We start from the raw sequence: 18,078 nt of genomic DNA, 5'->3' as shown, positions 1-18,078 counted from the left end.
GACCAATGACGTGCCCAGCCGACGGCGATCGGAGTGCTCGACATGAACGTCAAGATTGTCGATCTGGTGCAGGGCGAGCTGCGAGAAGAGGCCTGGAGACTCTACTCGGAGGCATTCGCCGAGCTCAACGCGCTGGCGGTGCAGCGCCACCTGATGTACCGCAACGAGTTCGACGCCGTGATGGACGACCCCCGGGTCGACAAGTACCTGTGCCTGGACGACGACGACACGATCCGGGGCATGTCGATCTACACCAACCACCTCGACGCGGTGCCCCTGATCTCGCCACCGTACTTCGAGCGCCGGTGGCCGGAGCACTACCGCGAGGGGCGCATCTGGTACTGCGGCTTCGTGGCCACCCAGGCCGACGCCCGGGCGGCCACCGCCTTCGGCGAACTGGTCACGCAGATGTACCTGACCGCGGCCGCGCAGAACGGCCTCATCGCACTCGACTTCTGCTCGCGCACCGACGAGGTGCGTCACATGTCCCGCGTCGTCCGGCTGATGCTGCACCGGCTCTCGGGCGACGTGAAGGCGCAGAAGATGGACGAGCAGCAGTACTGGCTCTACGAGTTCCCGTCGGCCTGAGCTGCGGCATCGACGCTACAGCAACGGCTCGCGCCACATCGGCCACACGGGCGGCCCGTCCGGCAGCAGCACCGGCGGGCGGCTGCGGTAGCCGTGGCGAAGGTACAGCTCGCGGTTGCGAGGGTCGTTGGCCTCCAGGTATGCCGGGAGGCCGGCCCGATCGAGCCGCGCGTGGTGCCTCGCGAGCAGTGCGCTGCCGATGCCGAGGTTCTGCCGGTCGGGCCGCACCGCCACGAACGCCAGATAGTGGTGCGGCCCGAGCGGGTGCTCGGCCTCCAGGGCCGCGTCCAGCTCGCAGATGCGGTCGAACGCGGGGCCGGTGACCTCCTTGAGCCGGCTGTCGTAGTCGACCGGCGGCGGGATGGCCCGGGTCAGCGGGAACCACAGCGCGACCCCCGAGAGCTTGCCGTCGATGGGGTCGACGCTGGCGTAGACCTCGCCGTGGCGCAGCGCGTGCTCGGCGAAGATCGCGAAGTACTCCGGGCTCGACTCGCGCCGCAGACCGTCATCCGGCATGAGCCAGCGCGCGACCGCGCCGTCGCTCATCGCCTTCACGAGCACCTCGGTGACCTCCTCGGGGCTCACCGGATCGATGTCGCGGACGACCACGTCCTGTATGGCGTGCGTCATGTGCATCCTCTCCCGAGACGTACGGCCGAGATATCCACAGTGGACGGTGCTAGGCCGCGTGGTGCGCGACGTCGGCGGTGACCCGGTGCGGCCTCGTGGGCCGGCCGAAGACGCTTTCCGCCGCCACGAAGCCCTCGGTGCCGCGGCCGATCCCGGCGTAGGCATCCGGTCGCGAGCCGCGCATGATCGCGGCCCACCCGATGCCGAAGAGGGCGCAGAGTGCGTAGATCGTGGGGAACAGCCAGTTGAACGGCGAGTCGGCCGGCACCTGCAGCAGCTGCCCGAGCCCGATCACGGTCGCCGCGAGCACGACGGACAGCAGCAGGAACGCCATGACCGGGGCGATGCGGGCGCGCCAGACGTTCTCCCGGCGCCGGTTGCGCAGGAAGAAGCCGATCACCGCGGCCGACGTGGCCCACATGAGGATCAGCACGCCGAGGCCGCCGACGACGGTCATCCACGCGAACAGGTGCACGAGCGGGTCGGTGTGCGTCACGAAGTACAGGATCAGCACGACGAGCGCGATGACGCTCTGGGTCACCGAGCCCGCGATCGGCGCGCCGGTGCGGGGGTGCGCGAAGCCGTAGATCCGCGGGAGCACGCGCTCGCGGCCGAGGGCGAACTGGTATCGGGTCACCGAGGTGTGGAAGGCCAGCATCGCGGCGAACACGCTGGTCAGGAACAGGATGTAGCCGATGTTGACCAGGGCCTCGGGGACGTACGGCGTGACCAGGTTGAACACCAGGTTCGTGGTGTCGGCCCGGGCGGCGCCCACGATGTCGCCGGCGTTGGTCGACATGGCGAACGCGGAGACCCCGCACAGCAGGCCGGGCAGGATCACGGCCCAGTGGGTCGCCCGCCCGATGGTCCGCTTCGGGTCCTTGGCCTCCTCGGAGAGCACGACGGTGGCCTCGAAGCCGACGAAGCCCGCGATCGCCAGCACCAGCATCGCGACCACCTCGGGGGTGGCCAGCTGCTGCGGGTCGAGCGGGCCGAAGTCGGTCCGGCCCCCGTGCGGGTGGGCCAGCATCACGAAGTCGTAGATGAGCACGATGGCGATCTCGACCGTGAGCAGCACCGCGAGGACCTTGCCGCTCAGGTCCACCCACAGCACGCCGAGGATGGCCACGAGGAACCAGCCCACGATCGCGCACACGAACCAGCTCGCCTGCACCCCGCCGGCCGCGAGGATGCCGGATGCGACCACCCCGAAGAGGCCGAGCAGGCCGATCTGCATGGCGGCGTAGGCGGGCAGCGCGATGAACGCCGCCGCGACCCCGACCATGCGGCCCAGCCCGTGGCTGATGTAGCTGTAGAAGGCGCCGGAGTTGACGATGTGCCGGCTCATGGCCACGAAGCCGACGGTGAACAGGGACAGGATGGCGGCGGCCACGAAGTACACGAGGGGAACGGCGGTGTTGCCGACGACGGCGTAGATCGTCGAGATCGAGCCGAGGATCACCGTCAGCGGGGCGGCTCCGGCGACGCCGAAGAACACCACCGACGGCACGCCGAGCCGGTTGTTGGCCAGCCCGCGCGCGACGATGTCGGGCCCGGTCAGGGTCGTACGCGCCATAGTCTTCGTCTCTCCTTGAGCGGGACGTCGCCTGGGCTCACCGGCGGCCGGCGGCGAGGGCTGAGCCCACCGCGGCCTCGGTGTACTGCACGAGCTGGACGAGGTCGTCCGGGAGCGAGCCGAGAATCCCCGGCATCGCCTGCATGCAGTCGCGCTGCTGCTGGGGGCTGAAGAACACGTAGCGGGTCAGTCCGGTCGCCACGACCAGTGCCACGAGCACACGGTCGGAGAGGTTCATCGACCGGCGCCGGCCGAGCGCCTCGGCGAGGCGGATGGACTCCCAGGCCGCGGCGTTGCGCTGGTCGGGGCTGACCGGCATGTAGAGGGTCTGGGCGGACAGCAGCTTCCGCTTGGTGACGGGCTCGACCACGCCCGCCCGCAGCAGCCGCTCACCGACCTGGTCGGCCGCATCCTGCGAGAGATACGCCAGCCAGGTCCGGATCTCCTTGTGCTGCGGCTGGGCCACGAGCAGGTCGAGCAGCGTGTGGGAGAGCGAGTCGCCCGGTGGTTCGTGGCTGACCACGTAGAGGTCGCCCGTCATGGCGCGCAGCCGGCCGAAGAGCATCAGCTCGCCGAGCAGCCCCGCCGCGAGGCCGAGCCCGGTCGCCCTTGGGTGCAGCCGGGAACGGCCGGTCCGATCGTCGTGGGCAATGAGGTAGTAGCTGTTGGCAAGCACGACAAATCACGCTCCCCGGCACTAGGCAAAAGGAGATCATGAACGAATGGAGGTTCATCCTCGATGTCCCCAGCATCATGTACCAAGCACTGCGCGTAGTGCAACGAGTACTAGACTCGGAGTATCGGTGAACGCCACATTGTTTAGGATCACCAGCGTGCAGACGGACACCACCAGAACACCCGATGAGCTGCCGACGGCGATCGATGAGGGGCCGACGCTGCGCCGCCGCCGGCTCGCCGCCGAGTTGAAGAAATGCCGCGAGGAGGCGGGGTTCACCCAGGAGGCGGTCTCCCGCCAGTTCGAGTGGCACTCGGCCAAGGTCACCCGGATCGAGAACGCGCGCGTTCCGGTCACCCCGCGGGACGTCAACGATCTTCTGACGCTCTACGGGGTGGCCGACAGCGAGTACCGCGACGCCCTCATGACCCTGGCCCGGCTGGCCCGTCAGCGCGGCTGGTGGACCGACTACAAGGACGTCATGCGCCCGGGCAACTTCGTCGGGATGGAGGCCGACGCCTCCTCCGCGAAGGTCTGGGAGCCCATCGTGCTGCCCGGGCTGCTGCAGAGCGAGCCCTACATGCGCGCGCTCTTCGGCAGCGGCCGCAGCCACGACCCGCAGGCCGCCAACGACCGCCGCGTCGAGCTGCGCAGGACGAGGCAGCGGCGCCTGACCGGGCCCTCGCCGCTGACCCTATGGGCGATTGTGGACGAGTCCGTGGTGCGCCGGATGATCGGCGGCGCGGAGGTCATGGCCGGCCAGTGGAGGCGCCTCATCGAGGTCGCCGAGCAGCCCAACGTCACGCTGCAGGTCCTGCCGTACGGCGCCGGCGAGCACGCGTTCCTGGGCGGTTCGGTCGCACTGCTGGAGTTCCCCGACGTCGCCCACCTGGATGTCGTGTACCTCGAAGGGCTTGCCGGGGACTACTACGAGGAGCAGCCTGCAGAGGTCAAGCGTTATCGGGTCGAGTTCGAGCGCCTCAGCACCAGAGCACTCACGCCGGAGGAGTCGACCGGCATGATCCAGCGCCTGCTCGACGACCTCTGACGGCCGAGGAGTCCGTCAAGAAGGGAGGTGTGCGATGCATGGCTACGAGTTTTCAGCATGCGGCCTGGCGTAAGAGCAGCCGCAGCAACGGCAACGGCGGCGCCAATTGCGTGGAGGTCGCGCTCGCCGGCACGAGCATCGGCGTCCGGGACAGCAAGAACGCCACGGGCCCCGTGCTGCAATTCACGCCCACGGATTGGAAATCGTTCGTGGACGGCACGAAGCACGGTCGTTTCGATTCCGCCCACTAACGACAGGTCACATCAGCGCCGGTGCTGCCAACACCGTCACTGCGTTATGCAAGGGCATTTTTCCGTGCCCTGATGTCGAGCCGAGACGCCTGACGGCGCGTTGCGGGGGCCGATGCGTTCTGCATCGGTCCTCAGCAATCGAACGCATCGATGCTATTGCTTGTCCCGGCGGAAGCCCAGCACGCCGTTTCGCAGCATCTGCGATTTCTGCCCAACCACCAGAGACGGGTCGCTCAGGGGTAGAACTGTCCTCATCGTACCGCACGCAACGATCGGGATCACTCGACCGAAAAGCCCTGTTGACCTGCGGGTTCACCGGCATACGCTCGCGGCTCACGAACGAGCGCGGAGGTATGCGTTGGTCGATCCCGGCATGGTGACGTGGGCCCGAGTGGTGCTCCTGCAGGACCACCCCCGCCCGTACGAGCGTGTCCAGGCGTACCGAATCCTCACCCTCTCCAACCCCGCCGTCCACGCACCGCGGCTCGCCCGGGCCCTGGGCGACCTCGTGGACGGCTTCGCCCCCGGCGCCCCGCACGCGGCCCTCATCGAGGAGGCCGCGACGACCCTGCGGCGCTGGGCCGAGTCCGACGCCGTCGCGTCCGGCGACGTCGCCGGACTGCTCGAGGGCGGCCGCAACCGCCGGGCCGCCGACCACGACGGCCCCGACTGGGAACTGCTGGCCGCGTCCCTGTCCCTGTCCGCGGCCGGCCGGGGCGACGCGGCCCTGGCCGTGGCCGAGGAGCTCGTGGAGTGCGAGCGCCGCCGGCGCCGCCACGCTTCTGAGGTCGCCGGACGGCTGGCCGTGGCGCTGGAGCATCTGGCCGTGCTCCTGGAGTCCCGCTCCCGCACGGCAACGCACCTGCGCGCGGAGGCCGCGGCGCTGACGAGGACCGCGGTGCCCGTGCGCAGCACCGGCATCGCCCACCTCCTGCGGGCCGCGACCCCGGTGCGGCCCGCCCGGGTCAAGCGCGCCCCGGCGCCGTCGCGCAACCCCATGCCCATGCGCTGACGGCCCGGTGCCGGGTGCCCGTCCGGGGCACCCGGCACCGGCCCCGGCGATGGCATGATCACCGATATGACGCGGGGACAGCGCATCGCGTGGATCGTGGGTGCGCTCGCGGGATGTTCCTGATCCTGGGCTCCGGCGCGGCCGTGATCCTGCGACATGAGTCGACGACCGGTATATGGCGACGGGCCCCGCGTCGACAAGCCCCGCGCCGATCCATGAGACTGCTCGGCGTGGAGCAGCAGATCGCCTTCGCCGGGGGACGATCCGGCACCGGCCCGGCCACCTGGGGACAGAGCGCGATCTGGGACGTGGTGCGCCGGCTCGGCGACGACGCGGCGCGCTACAACGTGAGCGGCGGGCTGCCCCTGGACCCGCCGCTGCCGATGGACCGGCTCGCGGCGATCGTCCGGGAACTGCTGCTGCGGCACGACTCGCTGCGCACCACGCTGCGCTGGGACGGCGACCGGCTCGAGCAGGACGTGCACGCCGACGGCGCGGTGGCGCTGCACGTGCGCGAGTCCGAGCCGGCCGACGTCACCGGGACCGCCTACGCCTTCTACCACGAGCTGCAGGCGATCCCGTTCGACGCCGAGCGGCAGCTGCCGGTGCGGGCCGGGGTCGTCACGGCGGGCGGGCGCGCGGGGTACCTCATCCTGTCCCTGTCCCACACCGCGTCGGACGGCTGGGGCCTGCGCAACCTGCTCGCCGACGCGGCCGCGCTCGCCGCCGGGCGCCCGCTCGCCGGCGAGGAGCCGGCGCAGCCGCTCGACGAGGCCGCGTTCCAGACCTCGGACAAGGGCCGCCGCCGCGACGCCGCCGCCCGCCGCTCGTGGCTGGAGAAGCTCGCCAAGGGCCCGGCGAGCCAGTTCCCGGCGCGGGCCGGGCGCCCGGCCGCCGGGACGTTCCCGAACGCGGTGCTGAACTCCCCCGCCCTCGCCCTGTCGCTCGACCGGGTCGCGACCGGGCTCGAGGTGAACCCCGGCGCGGTGCTGCTGGCCGCCGCGGCCGCCGCGGCCGCCCGGCTCGGCGGGGCGCCCGACGCCGTGTTCCAGATCGTGGTCAACAACCGTTTCCTGCCGGGCATGGCGGGCGCGGTGAACACCATCGCGCAGGAGGGCCTGCTCCTGCTGCCCGGGACCGCCGAGGACTTCCCGGGCCTGGTCCGGCGCACGTTCGGGGCCGCGCTGTCGGCGCAGCGGCACGCCTACTACGACAAGCTCGCCCTGGCCCGCGACATCGCCGGGCTCGGCTCGCCCGGCGACCACTCCTGCTTCGTCAACGACGTGCGCGGGCTCGTCCCGATCGCCGGCTACGGCCAGGCGCCCGACGAGCCGCTGGCCGCCGCCCGCGAGCGGACCACCCTCACCTGGCCGATCGAGCACGCGCCGCGGCACAACACCACGTTCGCCCTCGACGCCCAGGACGCGCCGGGGAGCCTGGAGCTGGCCATGACCGCCGACGCCGCGATCCTGCCGCGGGCCGACATGCAGCGGTTCCTCTTCGGCATCGAGGACCTGATCGTCACCCAGGCGATGCGACTCACCGCGGTGTGACCGCCGCGGTGTGATTGCCGCGATGTGACCGTCGCGGTGTGATCTATTGCCGCTTGATGTCCATCAGGTGGTGCTCGCCCTCGTGGACGGTGTGCCGGCCGAGCCAGAGCAGCGTGCGCGGGACGGGTTCGGGCCACGGATACAGCCCGACCCGGTCGAGCTCGGCGGGCCCGAGCGCGGCGAACGCCGTGCCGAGCAGGTCGGCGGCGGCCCCGAGCGCGGCGAGGACGACGGCGGGGTCCTGCCGGTTGTAGGCCGCCGTCACCGCGAGCTCGTCGCGGCCCATCGGCGCGAACTCGGGCGCGTCGGCGCGCAGGGCGAGGTCGAGCCGTTCGCGCTGCACGCGCAGGACGTCCCGGACATGGCACGTGTACTCCAGCGCCGACCACACGCCGGGCGCGGGCCGCCGCCGCACGTCCGCCACCCCGTCGAGCGCGTCGGCGTAGCGCCCGGCGAACTCCCCGAGCCGCCCCGCCACCTCGGCCGCCGCGACACCGTCATACGCGAACCCGCACTCCTCGCAGAGATCCACGTACGGAGATTAGTACCGGAAACTCGCCACCAGGGCGCTGAGCTCGGTCGACATGCGGGCCAATTCGGCCGTCGCCTGCTGGGACTGCCCGACGCCCTCGCTCGTGAGGCGGGCCGAGTCCGCGACGCCGGCGATGGTGCCCGAGATCTCGCCGGAGCCGGCGGCCGCCTCGGCGACGCTGCGGCTCATCTCGGCCGTGGTCGCGGTCTGCTGCTCGACCGCCGAGGCGATCGTGGTCTGGAAGTCGCTGATCCGCGCGATGACCTGCGACACCTGCTCGATCGCGGCGACCGCGCCGGCGCTGTCGGCCTGGATGGCCTGCACCCGGCGGGAGATGTCCTCGGTGGCCCGGGCCGTCTCCTGGGCCAGGTCCTTGACCTCGGAGGCGACGACCGCGAAGCCCTTGCCCGCCTCGCCGGCGCGGGCCGCCTCGATGGTGGCGTTGAGCGCGAGCAGGTTCGTCTGCTCGGCGATCGAGGTGATGACCTTGATGACGTTGCCGATCTGCGCGGAGGAGTCGCCGAGGCGGCCGATCGTGGCCGAGGTGGTGGCCGCGACCGCGACGGCCTCGCTGGCCACCCGGGCGGCCTCGGAGGCGTTCAGGGCGATCTCGTGGATCGAGGCGCCCATCTGCTCGCTGCCGGCGGAGACCGTACCGACGCTGGCCGACACCTCCTCGGCCGCGCTCGCGACCGCCTTGGCCTGTGCCGAGGTCTCCTCGGCGGATGAGGCGATCGACGCCGACACCGAGTGCATCTCCTCCGACGCGCCCGCGAGCGCGGTCGCCGAGCGGTCGATCGTGGACACCGTGGTGCGCAGCCGCTCCATCGCCGAGTCCAGCGCCCGGCCCATCCGGCCCGGCTCGTCGCCCGAGGCGAGCCCGGCCACGCGGGTCAGGTCGCCGGCCGCGAGCCCGTCGCAGACCGCCTGCACCCGCTCGAGCGAGCGCATGATGGCGCGGGCCACCAGCCAGCCGACGACGAGCGCGACGACGAGCCCGCCGATGAGCAGGGCGAGCGAAATCTCGCGGCTGCGCCTGTAGCTGGAGCGGGCGGAGGCGGCCGCCTTCGCGGCGGCCGCGCTCTCGGCCGAGTACATGGTGTCCAGGGCTTCGCTGATCTTCGTGTAGATCGGGCGGATCCGCGTTTCGAGGGTCTGCTGCCACGCGGTGAAGTCGCGCGCCTTCGCGTTGGCCAGCTGGGTGGTGGTGGCGATCTGGACGTACGCGGCCCAGTTCGACTCGAGCTCGTCGCCGACCTGCTGACCGGCGGCCGGGTCGCTGGCGCGGTACTTGTCCAGCGCGGCCCCGAACGTCTTGACGTCGGCGGCGAAGGCATCCGCGTACTGCTGCTGCGCCGCCGCGTCCGACGAGATCATGTTGTTGGCCAGGTCGACCCGCGCCTGCTTTACCGCCAGGCGCAGGTCGCTGACGGCGTTGATGGTCAGCAGGTTGCTGCTGTAGATCGACTGAGCCGCGTTGCTGGCGTTGCGCAGCGCCAGCAGCCCGGTGACGCCGATGACCAGGGCCACCGCCGCGGCCACGGCGATCGCCCCGAGAATCTTGACCCGAACACTCACATGATCCACCGTAAAACTTCCTCAGGTTTCACCGTGGCCGTTTGGCACGCACAGGCAACTCCCAGTCCCGCCACAGCACACGGGCAACAAGCTCCGAGATGGTTGAGCGCATGACTACCGACGCCGTGCCGGTCCGGCGCGCCGGGACGCCGTGGTGGTGGGCCGACGCCGCCGGGATCGCCGCGGCCGCGAGCCTGCTCGTGGTCGCCGGGCTGTGGGTCGGCGACGGCGGCGCGGGCGAGCTGGCCGGGGGCGGCTGGGCGGCGGTCACGGCCGCGGCCCGCCTCTTCGGGCTGCTCGCCGGCGACCTCATGCTGCTGCAGGTGCTGCTGCTGGCCCGGATCCCGGCGGTGGAGCGGGCGTTCGGGCAGGACCGGCTCGCCCGCTGGCACCGCTGGGTCGGGTTCACCTCGTGCAACCTCATGGTGCTGCACGTGGTGCTGGTCGTGCCCGGCTACGCCGGCGGACGGGCGAACCCCTTCGCACAGCTGTGGGACCTCGTCACCGGCTACCCCGGCATGCTGCTGGCCGCGGCGGGGACGGCCGCGCTCGCGATGGTGACCGTGACGTCGCTGCGGGCCGCCCGACGCCGGCTGCGCTACGAGTCGTGGCATCTGCTGCACCTGTACGCGTACCTCGGCGTCGGCCTGGCCCTGCCGCACCAGCTGTGGACGGGCGCGGACTTCATCGGCTCGGCCGCCGCGCGCGCCTACTGGTGGACGCTCTACGCCGCGGCCGCCGGAGCCGTGCTGCTCTACCGCGTGGGAATCCCGCTGTGGCGCAGCCGCCGCCACGCCCTGCGGGTCGGCGAGGTGCGCGCCGAGGGGCCGGGGCTGACGTCGGTGTACCTGCACGGTGAGCGACTCGACCGGCTGCCGGTGCGCGCCGGGCAGTTCTTCCTGTGGCGCTTCCTCGACGGCCCGGGCTGGTCGCGGGCGCACCCCTACTCGCTGTCCGGCCCGCCCCGCTCCGGCCTGCTGCGCATCACCGTCAAGGACCTCGGCGACGGCAGTGCCCGGGTGGCGGCGCTGCGGCCGGGCACCCGGGTGCTCATCGAGGGCCCCTACGGCCGGCTGACCGGGGAGTCGTACCGCGGCGGCCCCGTCACGCTCGTGGCCTGCGGCATCGGCGTCACCCCGCTGCTCGCCCTGCTCTGGGACCTGCCCTACGCCGACGGGGAGGCGACGCTGCTGTACCGCGCCCGATCCGAGGCCGACCTGGCCTTCCGCGACGAGCTCGCCTGGCTCGCCCGGCACCGCGGGGTCCGCCTGGTGCCGCTGGTGGGCCGGCGCGCGCCCGGCTCGTGGCTGCCCGCGCCGGCCGCGGGCGCCTCGCTGGCGGGGCTCGTGCCCGGGATCGCGGGGCCTCAGGTCTACGTCTGCGGCCCCGACGACTGGACGGAGACGGTCGTGCGCGAGGCCCGCTCCGCCGGGGTGCCCGCCGACCGGCTGCACACCGAACGCTTCGCCTGGTGAGGGGGGACGCGTCGATGCGCCGCATCGTGCTCTGGCTGGCATCCACCGCCGTCGCGCTCGTGTTCTTGTTCAGTTACCGTCCGTCATCGGGTGGCGCCCCGGCCGGCGTGACGACTCCGGCCGGCCCCGGCACCGCGGCCGGCTCCGGCAAGACGTACGACGGCTCGACCGCGTCGACGCGGTGGGGCCCGGTGCAGGTGCGCATCACCGTGGAGGGCGGCCGGATCACCGACGTCGAGGCGGTCACCTATCCCACGGCCAACCGGCGGGACCAGCAGATCAACGCGTACGCCCTGCCCCGGCTGCGCACCGAGGCCCTGCAGGCGCAGAGCGCGGACATCGACTCCGTCTCGGGCGCGACGGTCACCAGCGAGGGGTACAAGACCTCGCTCCAGGCCGCCCTGGACGCCGCCGGCATCGGCTGACGCCGGGAGACGATATTCGGGGGAACCGGCGCGCGGCCGTCACGCTATGCTCCACAATCGGCCAAGTCCGCCGACGTCTTCTCGGGAGCAGGCCCAGCATGACGGCAACCGTCGACCACCGCGCCACCGCCCGACTCGGCGGCGCCCGGCGCCCGCTGCACGTCCGCCAGCGGTGCCGCCTGCTCTTCCTCAACACGCAGGAGCAGGCGCCGGTGCGGGAGATGGGGCTGCCGCCGTACCGCGACTGGATCGCCGAGGTGACGCGCCTGTCGCCGGACCAGATCCACTGCGTGAACGTGGCCGACGGCGAGGCGCTGCCGGACACGATCGAGGCGCACGGCATCATCGGCGGCGGCTCGGGCCACTCCTCCTACGAGGAGCTGCCGTGGATTCGCCGGGTGAAGCAGTTCCTGGCCGCGGCCCAGCGCCGAGGCGTGCCGGAGCTGCACGTCTGCTGGTCCCACCAGGCCAAGGCCGAGGTCGCCGGCGCCGTGTCCAAGGTCGGGCACCAGGGCCGCCGCTTCGGCATCGAGACGCTGACGCTGACCCCCGAGGGCCGCCGGGACCCGCTCTTCCGCGGCCTGCCGGACTCCTTCGACGTCTTCACGTCCCACGTGGACGCGGTCTACGACGTGCCGCCCGTCAGCGAGTTCGGCCCCGTCACCGAGCTGGCCTACGGCGTGTACCGCAACGAGGCCCTGGCCATCGGCGCGACCGCCCGCACCCTGCAGATCCACCCGGAGATGACCTCTGGCATCGCGGCGGCCCTGGCCAAGGTGCGGCGGCGGCAGCTGATCGCCGAGGGCCACCTGGGCCCGTCCGACCTCGACTACGCGGCCTTCCTGGAGTCCCTGGACTGGGCCGACCGGGACATCCGCGCCCGGATGCGAACGCTGCTGGACAACTGGCTGCGCTACTACGTGGCCCCGGCCATGTCCCCGCCGACCGCGGCCGCCCTGCACGTCTAGCCGGCCCGCTCGTGGGCCGCGTCCAGGAGCGCGAGCTCATCCGGGGCCAGCTCCAGCGAGCCGGCGGCCACGTTCTGCTCGAGGTGGGCCACGCTGCCGGTGCCGGGGATCACGAGGACGTGCGGGCCCTGGTGCAGCGCCCACGCGAGGCGGACCTGGGCCGCCGTCGCGCCCCGGGCCGCCGCCACCGCCGCGACCTCCGCGAGCTCGGCGACGCCCGCGCCGCGCTCGCGGCCTTCGCGGGCCAGCGCGAAGAACGGGACGTAGGCGATGGCGAGCCGCCCGCACCGGCGCACCAGGGCGTCCTGCCCGGCGCGGAAGCCCAGGCCGTAGGCGTTCTGCACGCACACCACCGGGGCGATCGCCCGGGCCTCGTCCAGCTGCTCCGGGCTCACCCCGGATACGCCGAGATGCCGGATCAGTCCCGCGGCGCGCAGCTCGGCCAGGGCCCCGAAGTGCTCGGCGATCGGGCCGGGGCCGCCGACGCGCAGGTTGACCAGGTCGAGGTGGTCTCGGCCGAGCTCGCGCAGGTTGCGCTCGACCTCGCCCCGCAGCTGCTCCGGGCGCGCCCGGGGCAGCGACTCCCCCGCCGCGTCCCGGCGCGGCCCGACCTTGGTGGCGATGACGAGGTCGTCCGGGTAGGGCGCCAGGGCCCGGTTGATGAGCTCGTTCGCCGAGCGCAGCCGCGAGAAGTAGAAGGCCGCGGTGTCGACGTGGTTGACGCCGAGCTCGACGGCCCGGCGCAGCACCGCGATCGCCGACTCCCGGTCGCGGGGCACGGCCCGCGGGTCGAAGGCCGCCCCGACCTGCGGCAACCGCATCGCGCCGAATCCGACCCGCCGCACGACGAGATCCCCGAGCGGCCACACCCCGGCGCTCACGCGGCACCGATCCCGGCGAGCACGATGCGCAGCCCGAACTCGAAGTGCTCCTCCGGGTGGGGCGCCGCCACGTGCGGCAGCGCCGCGGCCAGGTTCGGGTGCCGAGCCGGGTCGACGGCGGTGGTCAGGCGCCCGGCCGCGGCGGCCGGGTCGGGCTGGGACGCGGCCATCTGCTCCTCGATGACGTGGCCGATCACGTGGTACGTCACCGTGTCCGCCGCCCACGCCGCCTCCCGCGCGCCGAGGCCGCCCGCGCGCAGGGCCGCGATCATCGCCTCCCCGTAGGCGAGGGCGTTCGGCAGCGGGAAGAAGCGGCCCGAGAACAGCAGCGCCCCGTCGCGCCGGGACAGCAGCGCCCGCCGCAGCCGCCGCGCCAGCTCGGCCACCGGCGGCCCGCCCGCGGCCACCCCGGCGATCAGCGCGTCGGCCATGGCCTCCAGCAGCGCCTGTTTGCTGCGGAAGTGCCAGTAGGTCGCGCCGTTCTGCACGCCGAGCGCGGACGACAGCCGGCGCATGCTCAGCGCCTCCAGCCCGTCCGCGTCCAGCAGCTCCAGGGCGGCGGCCAGCACCCGGTCGCGGTCCAATCGGTTTGACGGCACGCCCGAGTATCGCAGAGACTTCAACACCGTTGAAGTCTAGGGGGTGTCGATGGAAGCGGCGGCGGGACAGCTGGTCATCCGCGTCGAGGCGGCCGGGGTCGGGGTCGCGCTCCTCCGCGTGCTCCGCGACGATCCGGGCGCCGACCCCGGCGGCGAGATCGTCGGGCGCGTCGAGTCGGCCGGGGCCGGGGTCGACGGGTTCGCGCCCGGCGATCGGGTCGGCGGGGTGGTGTTCGCGGGGGCCTACGGCGAGCGGGTGATCGGCGTGCCCGGGCTCGTCAACCGCATCCCGGAGGAGCCGGACGCGGGGACCGCGCTCGCCGTCGTGCGCGGCGGGCTGGTCGCGCTCGGGGCGCTGCGCGCCGCCGGGTTCCGGGCGGGGGAATCGGTGCTCGTGACGGCGGCGGCGAGCGGGGTCGGGCATCTGGCCGTACAACTGGCGAAAACCCTCGGTGCGCAGCGGATCGTCGGCGTGGCCGGGCCGGGCGGCAAGGCCGGATTCGTGCGCGCGTGCGGCGCCGACGAGTGCGCGACCTACGACGAGGACTGGGGCGCGCCCGTCGACGTGGTGCTCGACGGCGTGGGCGGCGACGTGCTGCGGCGCGGGACCGGCGCGCTCGGGCCGTTCGGGCGGCTGGTGGCGTTCAGCGCCGGCGGCGGCACGCTCGACGCGGGCGAGCTGCTCGGCGGGGGCCGCACGGTCACCGGGTTCACGGTCGGCCTGTGGCACCGGCTCCGGCCGGCGGTCGTGGACGGGTGGCGGGCCGAGCTGTGGGACCTGCTCGCCGCGGGCCGGATCAGCCCCCGCTACCAGGAGCTCGACGACCTCGGCGCGGCGCTAGACCTCGTCGCCCGCCGGCGCAACCTCGGCCGGGTCGTCGTGCGGACCGGCCGCTGAGACCCCACTGACCCGGCGGTACGCGATGTGCCACAGGGCGGCGGCCAGCACCACGCCGAGCAGCCCCGCCGCCGGCAGCGGGCCGCCGAAGATCCCGGCCGCGACGCACACGAGCACCGACGGCACGCCCCAGCCCAGCACCCACCGCCAGCTCGCCCCGCCGCGCGCGCCGATCGCCGTCGCGGTCAGGAAGTACAGGGCCGCGCCGGTGCACAGCACGAGCCGTGTCGCCGTCTCGACGTGCCCCTGCGGGTGGGCGGCGGCCGAGCCCAGGCCGGCCGCGATGACGACGATGGACACCGTCGTCAGGTAGTGCGCGGGCATGGTGAGGCGCAGGGTGAACACCCGCATGCCGTAGGTCGGGGCGGCGCTCGGGCCGTAGCGCAGCGTGAGCCACCACAGCGCGACGAGCAGCCCGAAGCCGAGCACGACCACGAACCACAGGCCGCTGCGCCAGTCCTCGACCCCGGCGGCGGCGTTGACGAGCTGGGCGACCGCCTCGCCGAGCACGATGATCACGAAGAGGCCGAGGCGCTCGCCGAGGTGCGGCCGGTCGGGCCGCGCGGCCTCGAGCCGGTCCAGCTGCGCGATCTCGGCCTCGCGGTGGTGGCGGCGCAGCGAGCGCTCGCGGTCCCGGCGCTCCTCGGCCAGCAGCGCCTGCGGGTCGCGGGCGCGGGCGATGGAGAAGACGAGGTCCAGGGCGATGCCCGCGAGCCAGAGCCAGTAGCGGGTCGGGGTCTCGAAGCCCAGCGACGCGATCCACGGGATGACGCCGACGGCCTGCTGCACGCCGGGCCACTCGGTCACGATCCGGTGCTCGCGCTTGAACGAGTTGATGCTCAGGAAGCGGCAGTACACGTACGCGAGGACGAACGCGGCCGGCTGGTCGCGCTCGACCAGCGGGATCGACGCGGCCATCACCGCGATGCCGAACATCGCCAGCAGCATGGCCCGCTGGCGGGTGCGGATGCCGGTGACGTTCGCGTAGAGGGTGAACGCGGTCCACACGCTCCACATCGCGTAGTACGCCACGCCGAAGAGCAGCACCTTCTCCCACGTGACGTCCTCGTGCAGCAGGTGCGCCAGCTGGGCGACGGCGGCGACGATGACGAGGTCGAAGAAGAGCTCCAGCCAGGTCGCGTGGCGTTCCTCGGCGCTTGCGGGGGCGGACATGATCGTCACATTAATCGATGGCGACCGGCTCCGCGGTCCGGGCGGGCGCGGCCGTGGGCAGCGCGTGCTCCCGCAGCCCGATGCGCGCGTGCAGGCGCCGCAGCGGGCCGGGCGCCCACCAGTTGTAGCGCCCGAGCAGCGTCATCGTCGCCGGTACGAGCAGGCAGCGCACCACGGTCGCGTCGACCACGACGGCGGTGAGCAGCCCGATCCCGACCTGCTCGATCTGGCCGAGGTCGGCCGCGGCGAAGCAGGCGAAGACCACGACCATGAGCAGCGCGGCGGAGGTGATGATCCGGCCGGTGTGCTGCAGGCCTCGGCGCACGGCGGTGTCGGTGTCGTCGCCGCGCTCGACGTACTCCTTGATCCGCCCCAGCAGGAAGACCTCGTAGTCCATCGAGAGCCCGAACGCGAAGGCGAACACGATCACCACGACGAACGGGTCCAGCCCGCCGACGGTGAGCGTGTGCAGGATTCCGGATCCCCAGCCGTGCTGGAACACGGCGACCATCACACCGAACGTGGCCCCGAGGGACACCACGTTGGCCAGCACGGCCTTCACGGGTACGACCAGGGACCCCGTCATCGCGAACAGCAGCAGCACCATCGCCACGAGCGTCACCGTCACCGCGCCGGGCAGGTCGCCGGCGATGAGCCCGACCAGGTCGATGAGGATCGCGGCGTCGCCGACCACCCACGACTGCACCCCGGCGGGCCGGTCGGCGCGCAGCCGGTGCACGAGCCCCTGGGCCGCGTCGTCCTCGGACCCGCCGCGCAGGGCGAGATCGACCGTCGCGACCCCCGGTCCGGCGGCCTTGGCGGGCTGCACGCCGGCCACCGCCGGGTCGGACGCCCACCGGGCGGCATACGCGTCGAGCGATGCGGCATCGGTACGGGCCACGACGGTCACCACCGGCCGGTACGCGCGGCCGAAGCGCGACCCGAGCTCGTCGGCGACGCGGGCCGACTCGATGCTGCGCGGCACGCCCTCGAGCCGGGGCAGCTTGAGCGTGAGCCCCAGCAGCGGTGACCCGGCGGCGAGCAGCAGCACGGTGGTGCCGAGCGCGATGAGCACCGGGCGGCGCTGGACGAACCGCGACAGGCTCGCGAAGAATCCCCGCTCGCCGTCGCGGACGGTGGCCTGCTTCGCGCGGGGCTTGATGCGCTGGTGGAACAGGCCGATGAGCGCCGCGGTGAACGTCAGCGCGGCCAGCATCGCGACGACGGCGATCGACACGCCCCCGGCGCCGAGCGCGCCGAGCTGGTGGATCGAGAACATCATGAGGCCGGACAGGGCCGCGGCGACGGTGAGCGCGCTGAAGAAGATGGTCCGCCCGGCGGTCGCCCAGGCCCGGCCGATCGCCTCCGGGGGCTCGAAGCCGGCCGCGACCTCCTCCCGGTAGCGGGCCACGAGCAGCAGCCCGTAGTCGATCGACAGGCCGAGCCCGAGCAGCGTGACCACGGTGACGACGTTCTGGTCGAGGTCGCTGACGCGGCTGAACACCCACAGCAGCGGCATGGACGCGGCCACCGAAACGGCGGCGGCGAGCACCGGCAGGCCGGCCGCGACGAGGCCGCCGAAGACGAACACGAGCACGATGAGGGTGAGCGGCAGCGAGACCAGCTCGGCCCGGGCGAGGTCGCGCTTCTGGGCCCCGCGCACGTCGGCGTTGAGCACCGGGTTGCCGCCGACCTCGACCGTCGCGTCCGGCACTCCCGCCGCGGCCAGCTCGGCGTCGAGCCGGTGCAGCCGCGTGCGCAGGGTGTCCAGCACGGCGTCGCGCTCGCCGATGTCGAGCTTGGCGAGGGTCGCGACGACCAGCAGGCCGCGCCCGTCGGTGGCCAGGTAGGCGGGGGCCTTCGCGGCCGGCACCGAGAACGGCGTGTCCACCGCGGTGACGCCGGCCGACCGGGCCAGGTCGGCGGCCGCGGCGCCGACGGCGGTGCGCACGGCGGGGGCCTGCGGGTCGACGTGGCCGACGAGGCCGACGACGGTGCCGCTGGAGTCGTTGCCGGTCGCGATGGCGTCCAGCCCGTCGATCGCCTCGACGTGCCTGGGGTTGCTCGCGTCCGCGATCGCGCTGAAGACCGGCCCGAACGTGAGCCCGCCGAGCACGACCACCACCAGCCAGACCCCGATCACCGACCAGCGGTGCCGGAAGCAGAACCGACCGATCCTCGCCATCGCGCCGAACGCCATGCCGCACAGCTTCGC

18 protein-coding genes are annotated in these 18,078 nt (G+C 73.1%); 9 read left to right on the top strand and 9 right to left on the bottom strand.

Annotation, left to right across the window (positions count from 1 at the left end; translation table 11 throughout):
- Positions 1-42: 42 nt before the first annotated feature.
- Positions 43-588: a hypothetical protein gene (locus ACQP2P_RS12910; protein WP_433615848.1), complete on the top strand. Its 546-nt coding sequence runs from the start codon at positions 43-45 to the stop codon at positions 586-588.
- A 15-nt stretch (positions 589-603) separates the two neighbouring features.
- Here the strand turns inward: ACQP2P_RS12910 and ACQP2P_RS12905 are convergent, their stop codons facing one another.
- The 3 genes from ACQP2P_RS12905 to ACQP2P_RS12895 are packed head-to-tail and all read right to left on the bottom strand — an operon-like array spanning position 604 to position 3,470.
- Entirely contained in the window at positions 604-1,218 is a 615-nt protein-coding gene (locus ACQP2P_RS12905; protein ID WP_433615846.1) for a GNAT family N-acetyltransferase, read from the bottom strand.
- A 49-nt stretch (positions 1,219-1,267) separates the two neighbouring features.
- A complete protein-coding gene (locus tag ACQP2P_RS12900) occupies positions 1,268-2,794 on the bottom strand; it encodes an APC family permease (RefSeq protein WP_433615844.1) in 1,527 nt (508 codons plus the stop codon).
- 37 nt (positions 2,795-2,831) lie between these two features.
- On the bottom strand, positions 2,832-3,470 hold the full coding sequence (locus tag ACQP2P_RS12895) for a GOLPH3/VPS74 family protein (protein WP_433615842.1): 639 nt from the start codon (positions 3,468-3,470) through the stop codon (positions 2,832-2,834).
- A gap of 157 nt (positions 3,471-3,627) precedes the next feature.
- On the opposite strand from ACQP2P_RS12895, the gene ACQP2P_RS12890 reads away from it, so the two are divergent.
- The 4 genes from ACQP2P_RS12890 to ACQP2P_RS12875 all read left to right on the top strand — a co-directional run bounded on the left by ACQP2P_RS12890 (position 3,628) and on the right by ACQP2P_RS12875 (position 7,334).
- Positions 3,628-4,518, top strand: a complete 891-nt coding sequence (locus ACQP2P_RS12890) for a helix-turn-helix domain-containing protein (protein WP_433615840.1) — start codon at positions 3,628-3,630, stop codon at positions 4,516-4,518.
- A gap of 38 nt (positions 4,519-4,556) precedes the next feature.
- A complete protein-coding gene (locus ACQP2P_RS12885; protein ID WP_433615838.1) occupies positions 4,557-4,769 on the top strand; it encodes a DUF397 domain-containing protein in 213 nt (70 codons plus the stop codon).
- A gap of 373 nt (positions 4,770-5,142) precedes the next feature.
- The gene (locus ACQP2P_RS12880; protein ID WP_433615837.1) at positions 5,143-5,781 is read left to right on the top strand and encodes a hypothetical protein; all 639 of its coding nucleotides are present in this window, start codon (positions 5,143-5,145) and stop codon (positions 5,779-5,781) included.
- A 230-nt stretch (positions 5,782-6,011) separates the two neighbouring features.
- Entirely contained in the window at positions 6,012-7,334 is a 1,323-nt protein-coding gene (locus ACQP2P_RS12875) for a condensation domain-containing protein (protein ID WP_433615835.1), read from the top strand.
- Positions 7,335-7,377: 43 nt separating this feature from the next.
- On the opposite strand, the gene ACQP2P_RS12870 is transcribed toward ACQP2P_RS12875, so the two are convergent.
- Together ACQP2P_RS12870 and ACQP2P_RS12865 are read right to left on the bottom strand one after the other, a co-directional pair.
- Positions 7,378-7,866, bottom strand: a complete 489-nt coding sequence (locus ACQP2P_RS12870; protein ID WP_433615832.1) for a DinB family protein — start codon at positions 7,864-7,866, stop codon at positions 7,378-7,380.
- A gap of 9 nt (positions 7,867-7,875) precedes the next feature.
- On the bottom strand, positions 7,876-9,444 hold the full coding sequence (locus ACQP2P_RS12865) for a methyl-accepting chemotaxis protein (protein ID WP_433615830.1): 1,569 nt from the start codon (positions 9,442-9,444) through the stop codon (positions 7,876-7,878).
- A 110-nt stretch (positions 9,445-9,554) separates the two neighbouring features.
- On the opposite strand from ACQP2P_RS12865, the gene ACQP2P_RS12860 reads away from it, so the two are divergent.
- From ACQP2P_RS12860 to ACQP2P_RS12850, 3 genes are all read left to right on the top strand, one after another.
- Entirely contained in the window at positions 9,555-10,919 is a 1,365-nt protein-coding gene (locus ACQP2P_RS12860) for a ferredoxin reductase family protein (RefSeq protein ID WP_433615829.1), read from the top strand.
- Positions 10,916-11,344, top strand: coding sequence for an FMN-binding protein (locus tag ACQP2P_RS12855; RefSeq protein WP_433615827.1), 429 nt, complete (start codon positions 10,916-10,918; stop codon positions 11,342-11,344). Before ACQP2P_RS12860 ends, ACQP2P_RS12855 begins: the two co-directional genes overlap by 4 nt.
- A gap of 98 nt (positions 11,345-11,442) precedes the next feature.
- Positions 11,443-12,312, top strand: coding sequence for a type 1 glutamine amidotransferase (locus ACQP2P_RS12850; protein ID WP_433615825.1), 870 nt, complete (start codon positions 11,443-11,445; stop codon positions 12,310-12,312).
- Here ACQP2P_RS12850 and ACQP2P_RS12845 read toward each other — a convergent pair.
- Together ACQP2P_RS12845 and ACQP2P_RS12840 are read right to left on the bottom strand one after the other, a co-directional pair.
- Entirely contained in the window at positions 12,309-13,133 is an 825-nt protein-coding gene (locus tag ACQP2P_RS12845; RefSeq protein WP_433619118.1) for an aldo/keto reductase, read from the bottom strand. The two genes, ACQP2P_RS12850 and ACQP2P_RS12845, sit on opposite strands and share 4 nt — an antisense overlap.
- A 56-nt stretch (positions 13,134-13,189) precedes the next feature.
- Positions 13,190-13,819, bottom strand: a complete 630-nt coding sequence (locus ACQP2P_RS12840; RefSeq protein WP_433615823.1) for a TetR/AcrR family transcriptional regulator — start codon at positions 13,817-13,819, stop codon at positions 13,190-13,192.
- Between the two features lie 22 nt (positions 13,820-13,841).
- Between ACQP2P_RS12840 and ACQP2P_RS12835 the strand changes: the two genes are divergently transcribed.
- Positions 13,842-14,690 carry a zinc-binding dehydrogenase gene (locus ACQP2P_RS12835; RefSeq protein WP_433615821.1) on the top strand — a complete coding sequence of 283 codons (849 nt, stop codon included), beginning with the start codon at positions 13,842-13,844 and terminating at the stop codon, positions 14,688-14,690.
- Here ACQP2P_RS12835 and ACQP2P_RS12830 read toward each other — a convergent pair.
- Together ACQP2P_RS12830 and ACQP2P_RS12825 are read right to left on the bottom strand one after the other, a co-directional pair.
- Positions 14,631-15,863, bottom strand: coding sequence for a low temperature requirement protein A (locus ACQP2P_RS12830; RefSeq protein ID WP_433615820.1), 1,233 nt, complete (start codon positions 15,861-15,863; stop codon positions 14,631-14,633). The two genes, ACQP2P_RS12835 and ACQP2P_RS12830, sit on opposite strands and share 60 nt — an antisense overlap.
- Positions 15,864-15,873: 10 nt before the next feature.
- The gene (locus ACQP2P_RS12825; RefSeq protein WP_433615818.1) at positions 15,874-18,063 is read right to left on the bottom strand and encodes an MMPL family transporter; all 2,190 of its coding nucleotides are present in this window, start codon (positions 18,061-18,063) and stop codon (positions 15,874-15,876) included.
- Positions 18,064-18,078 lie beyond the last annotated feature (15 nt).

The sequence above is a fragment of the Dactylosporangium sp. CA-139114 genome (genome assembly GCF_050955725.1).
Classification (GTDB): domain Bacteria; phylum Actinomycetota; class Actinomycetes; order Mycobacteriales; family Micromonosporaceae; genus Dactylosporangium.
Note: the sequence above shows the minus strand (reverse complement) of the source record. Positions and strands in the feature narration are given on the sequence as shown.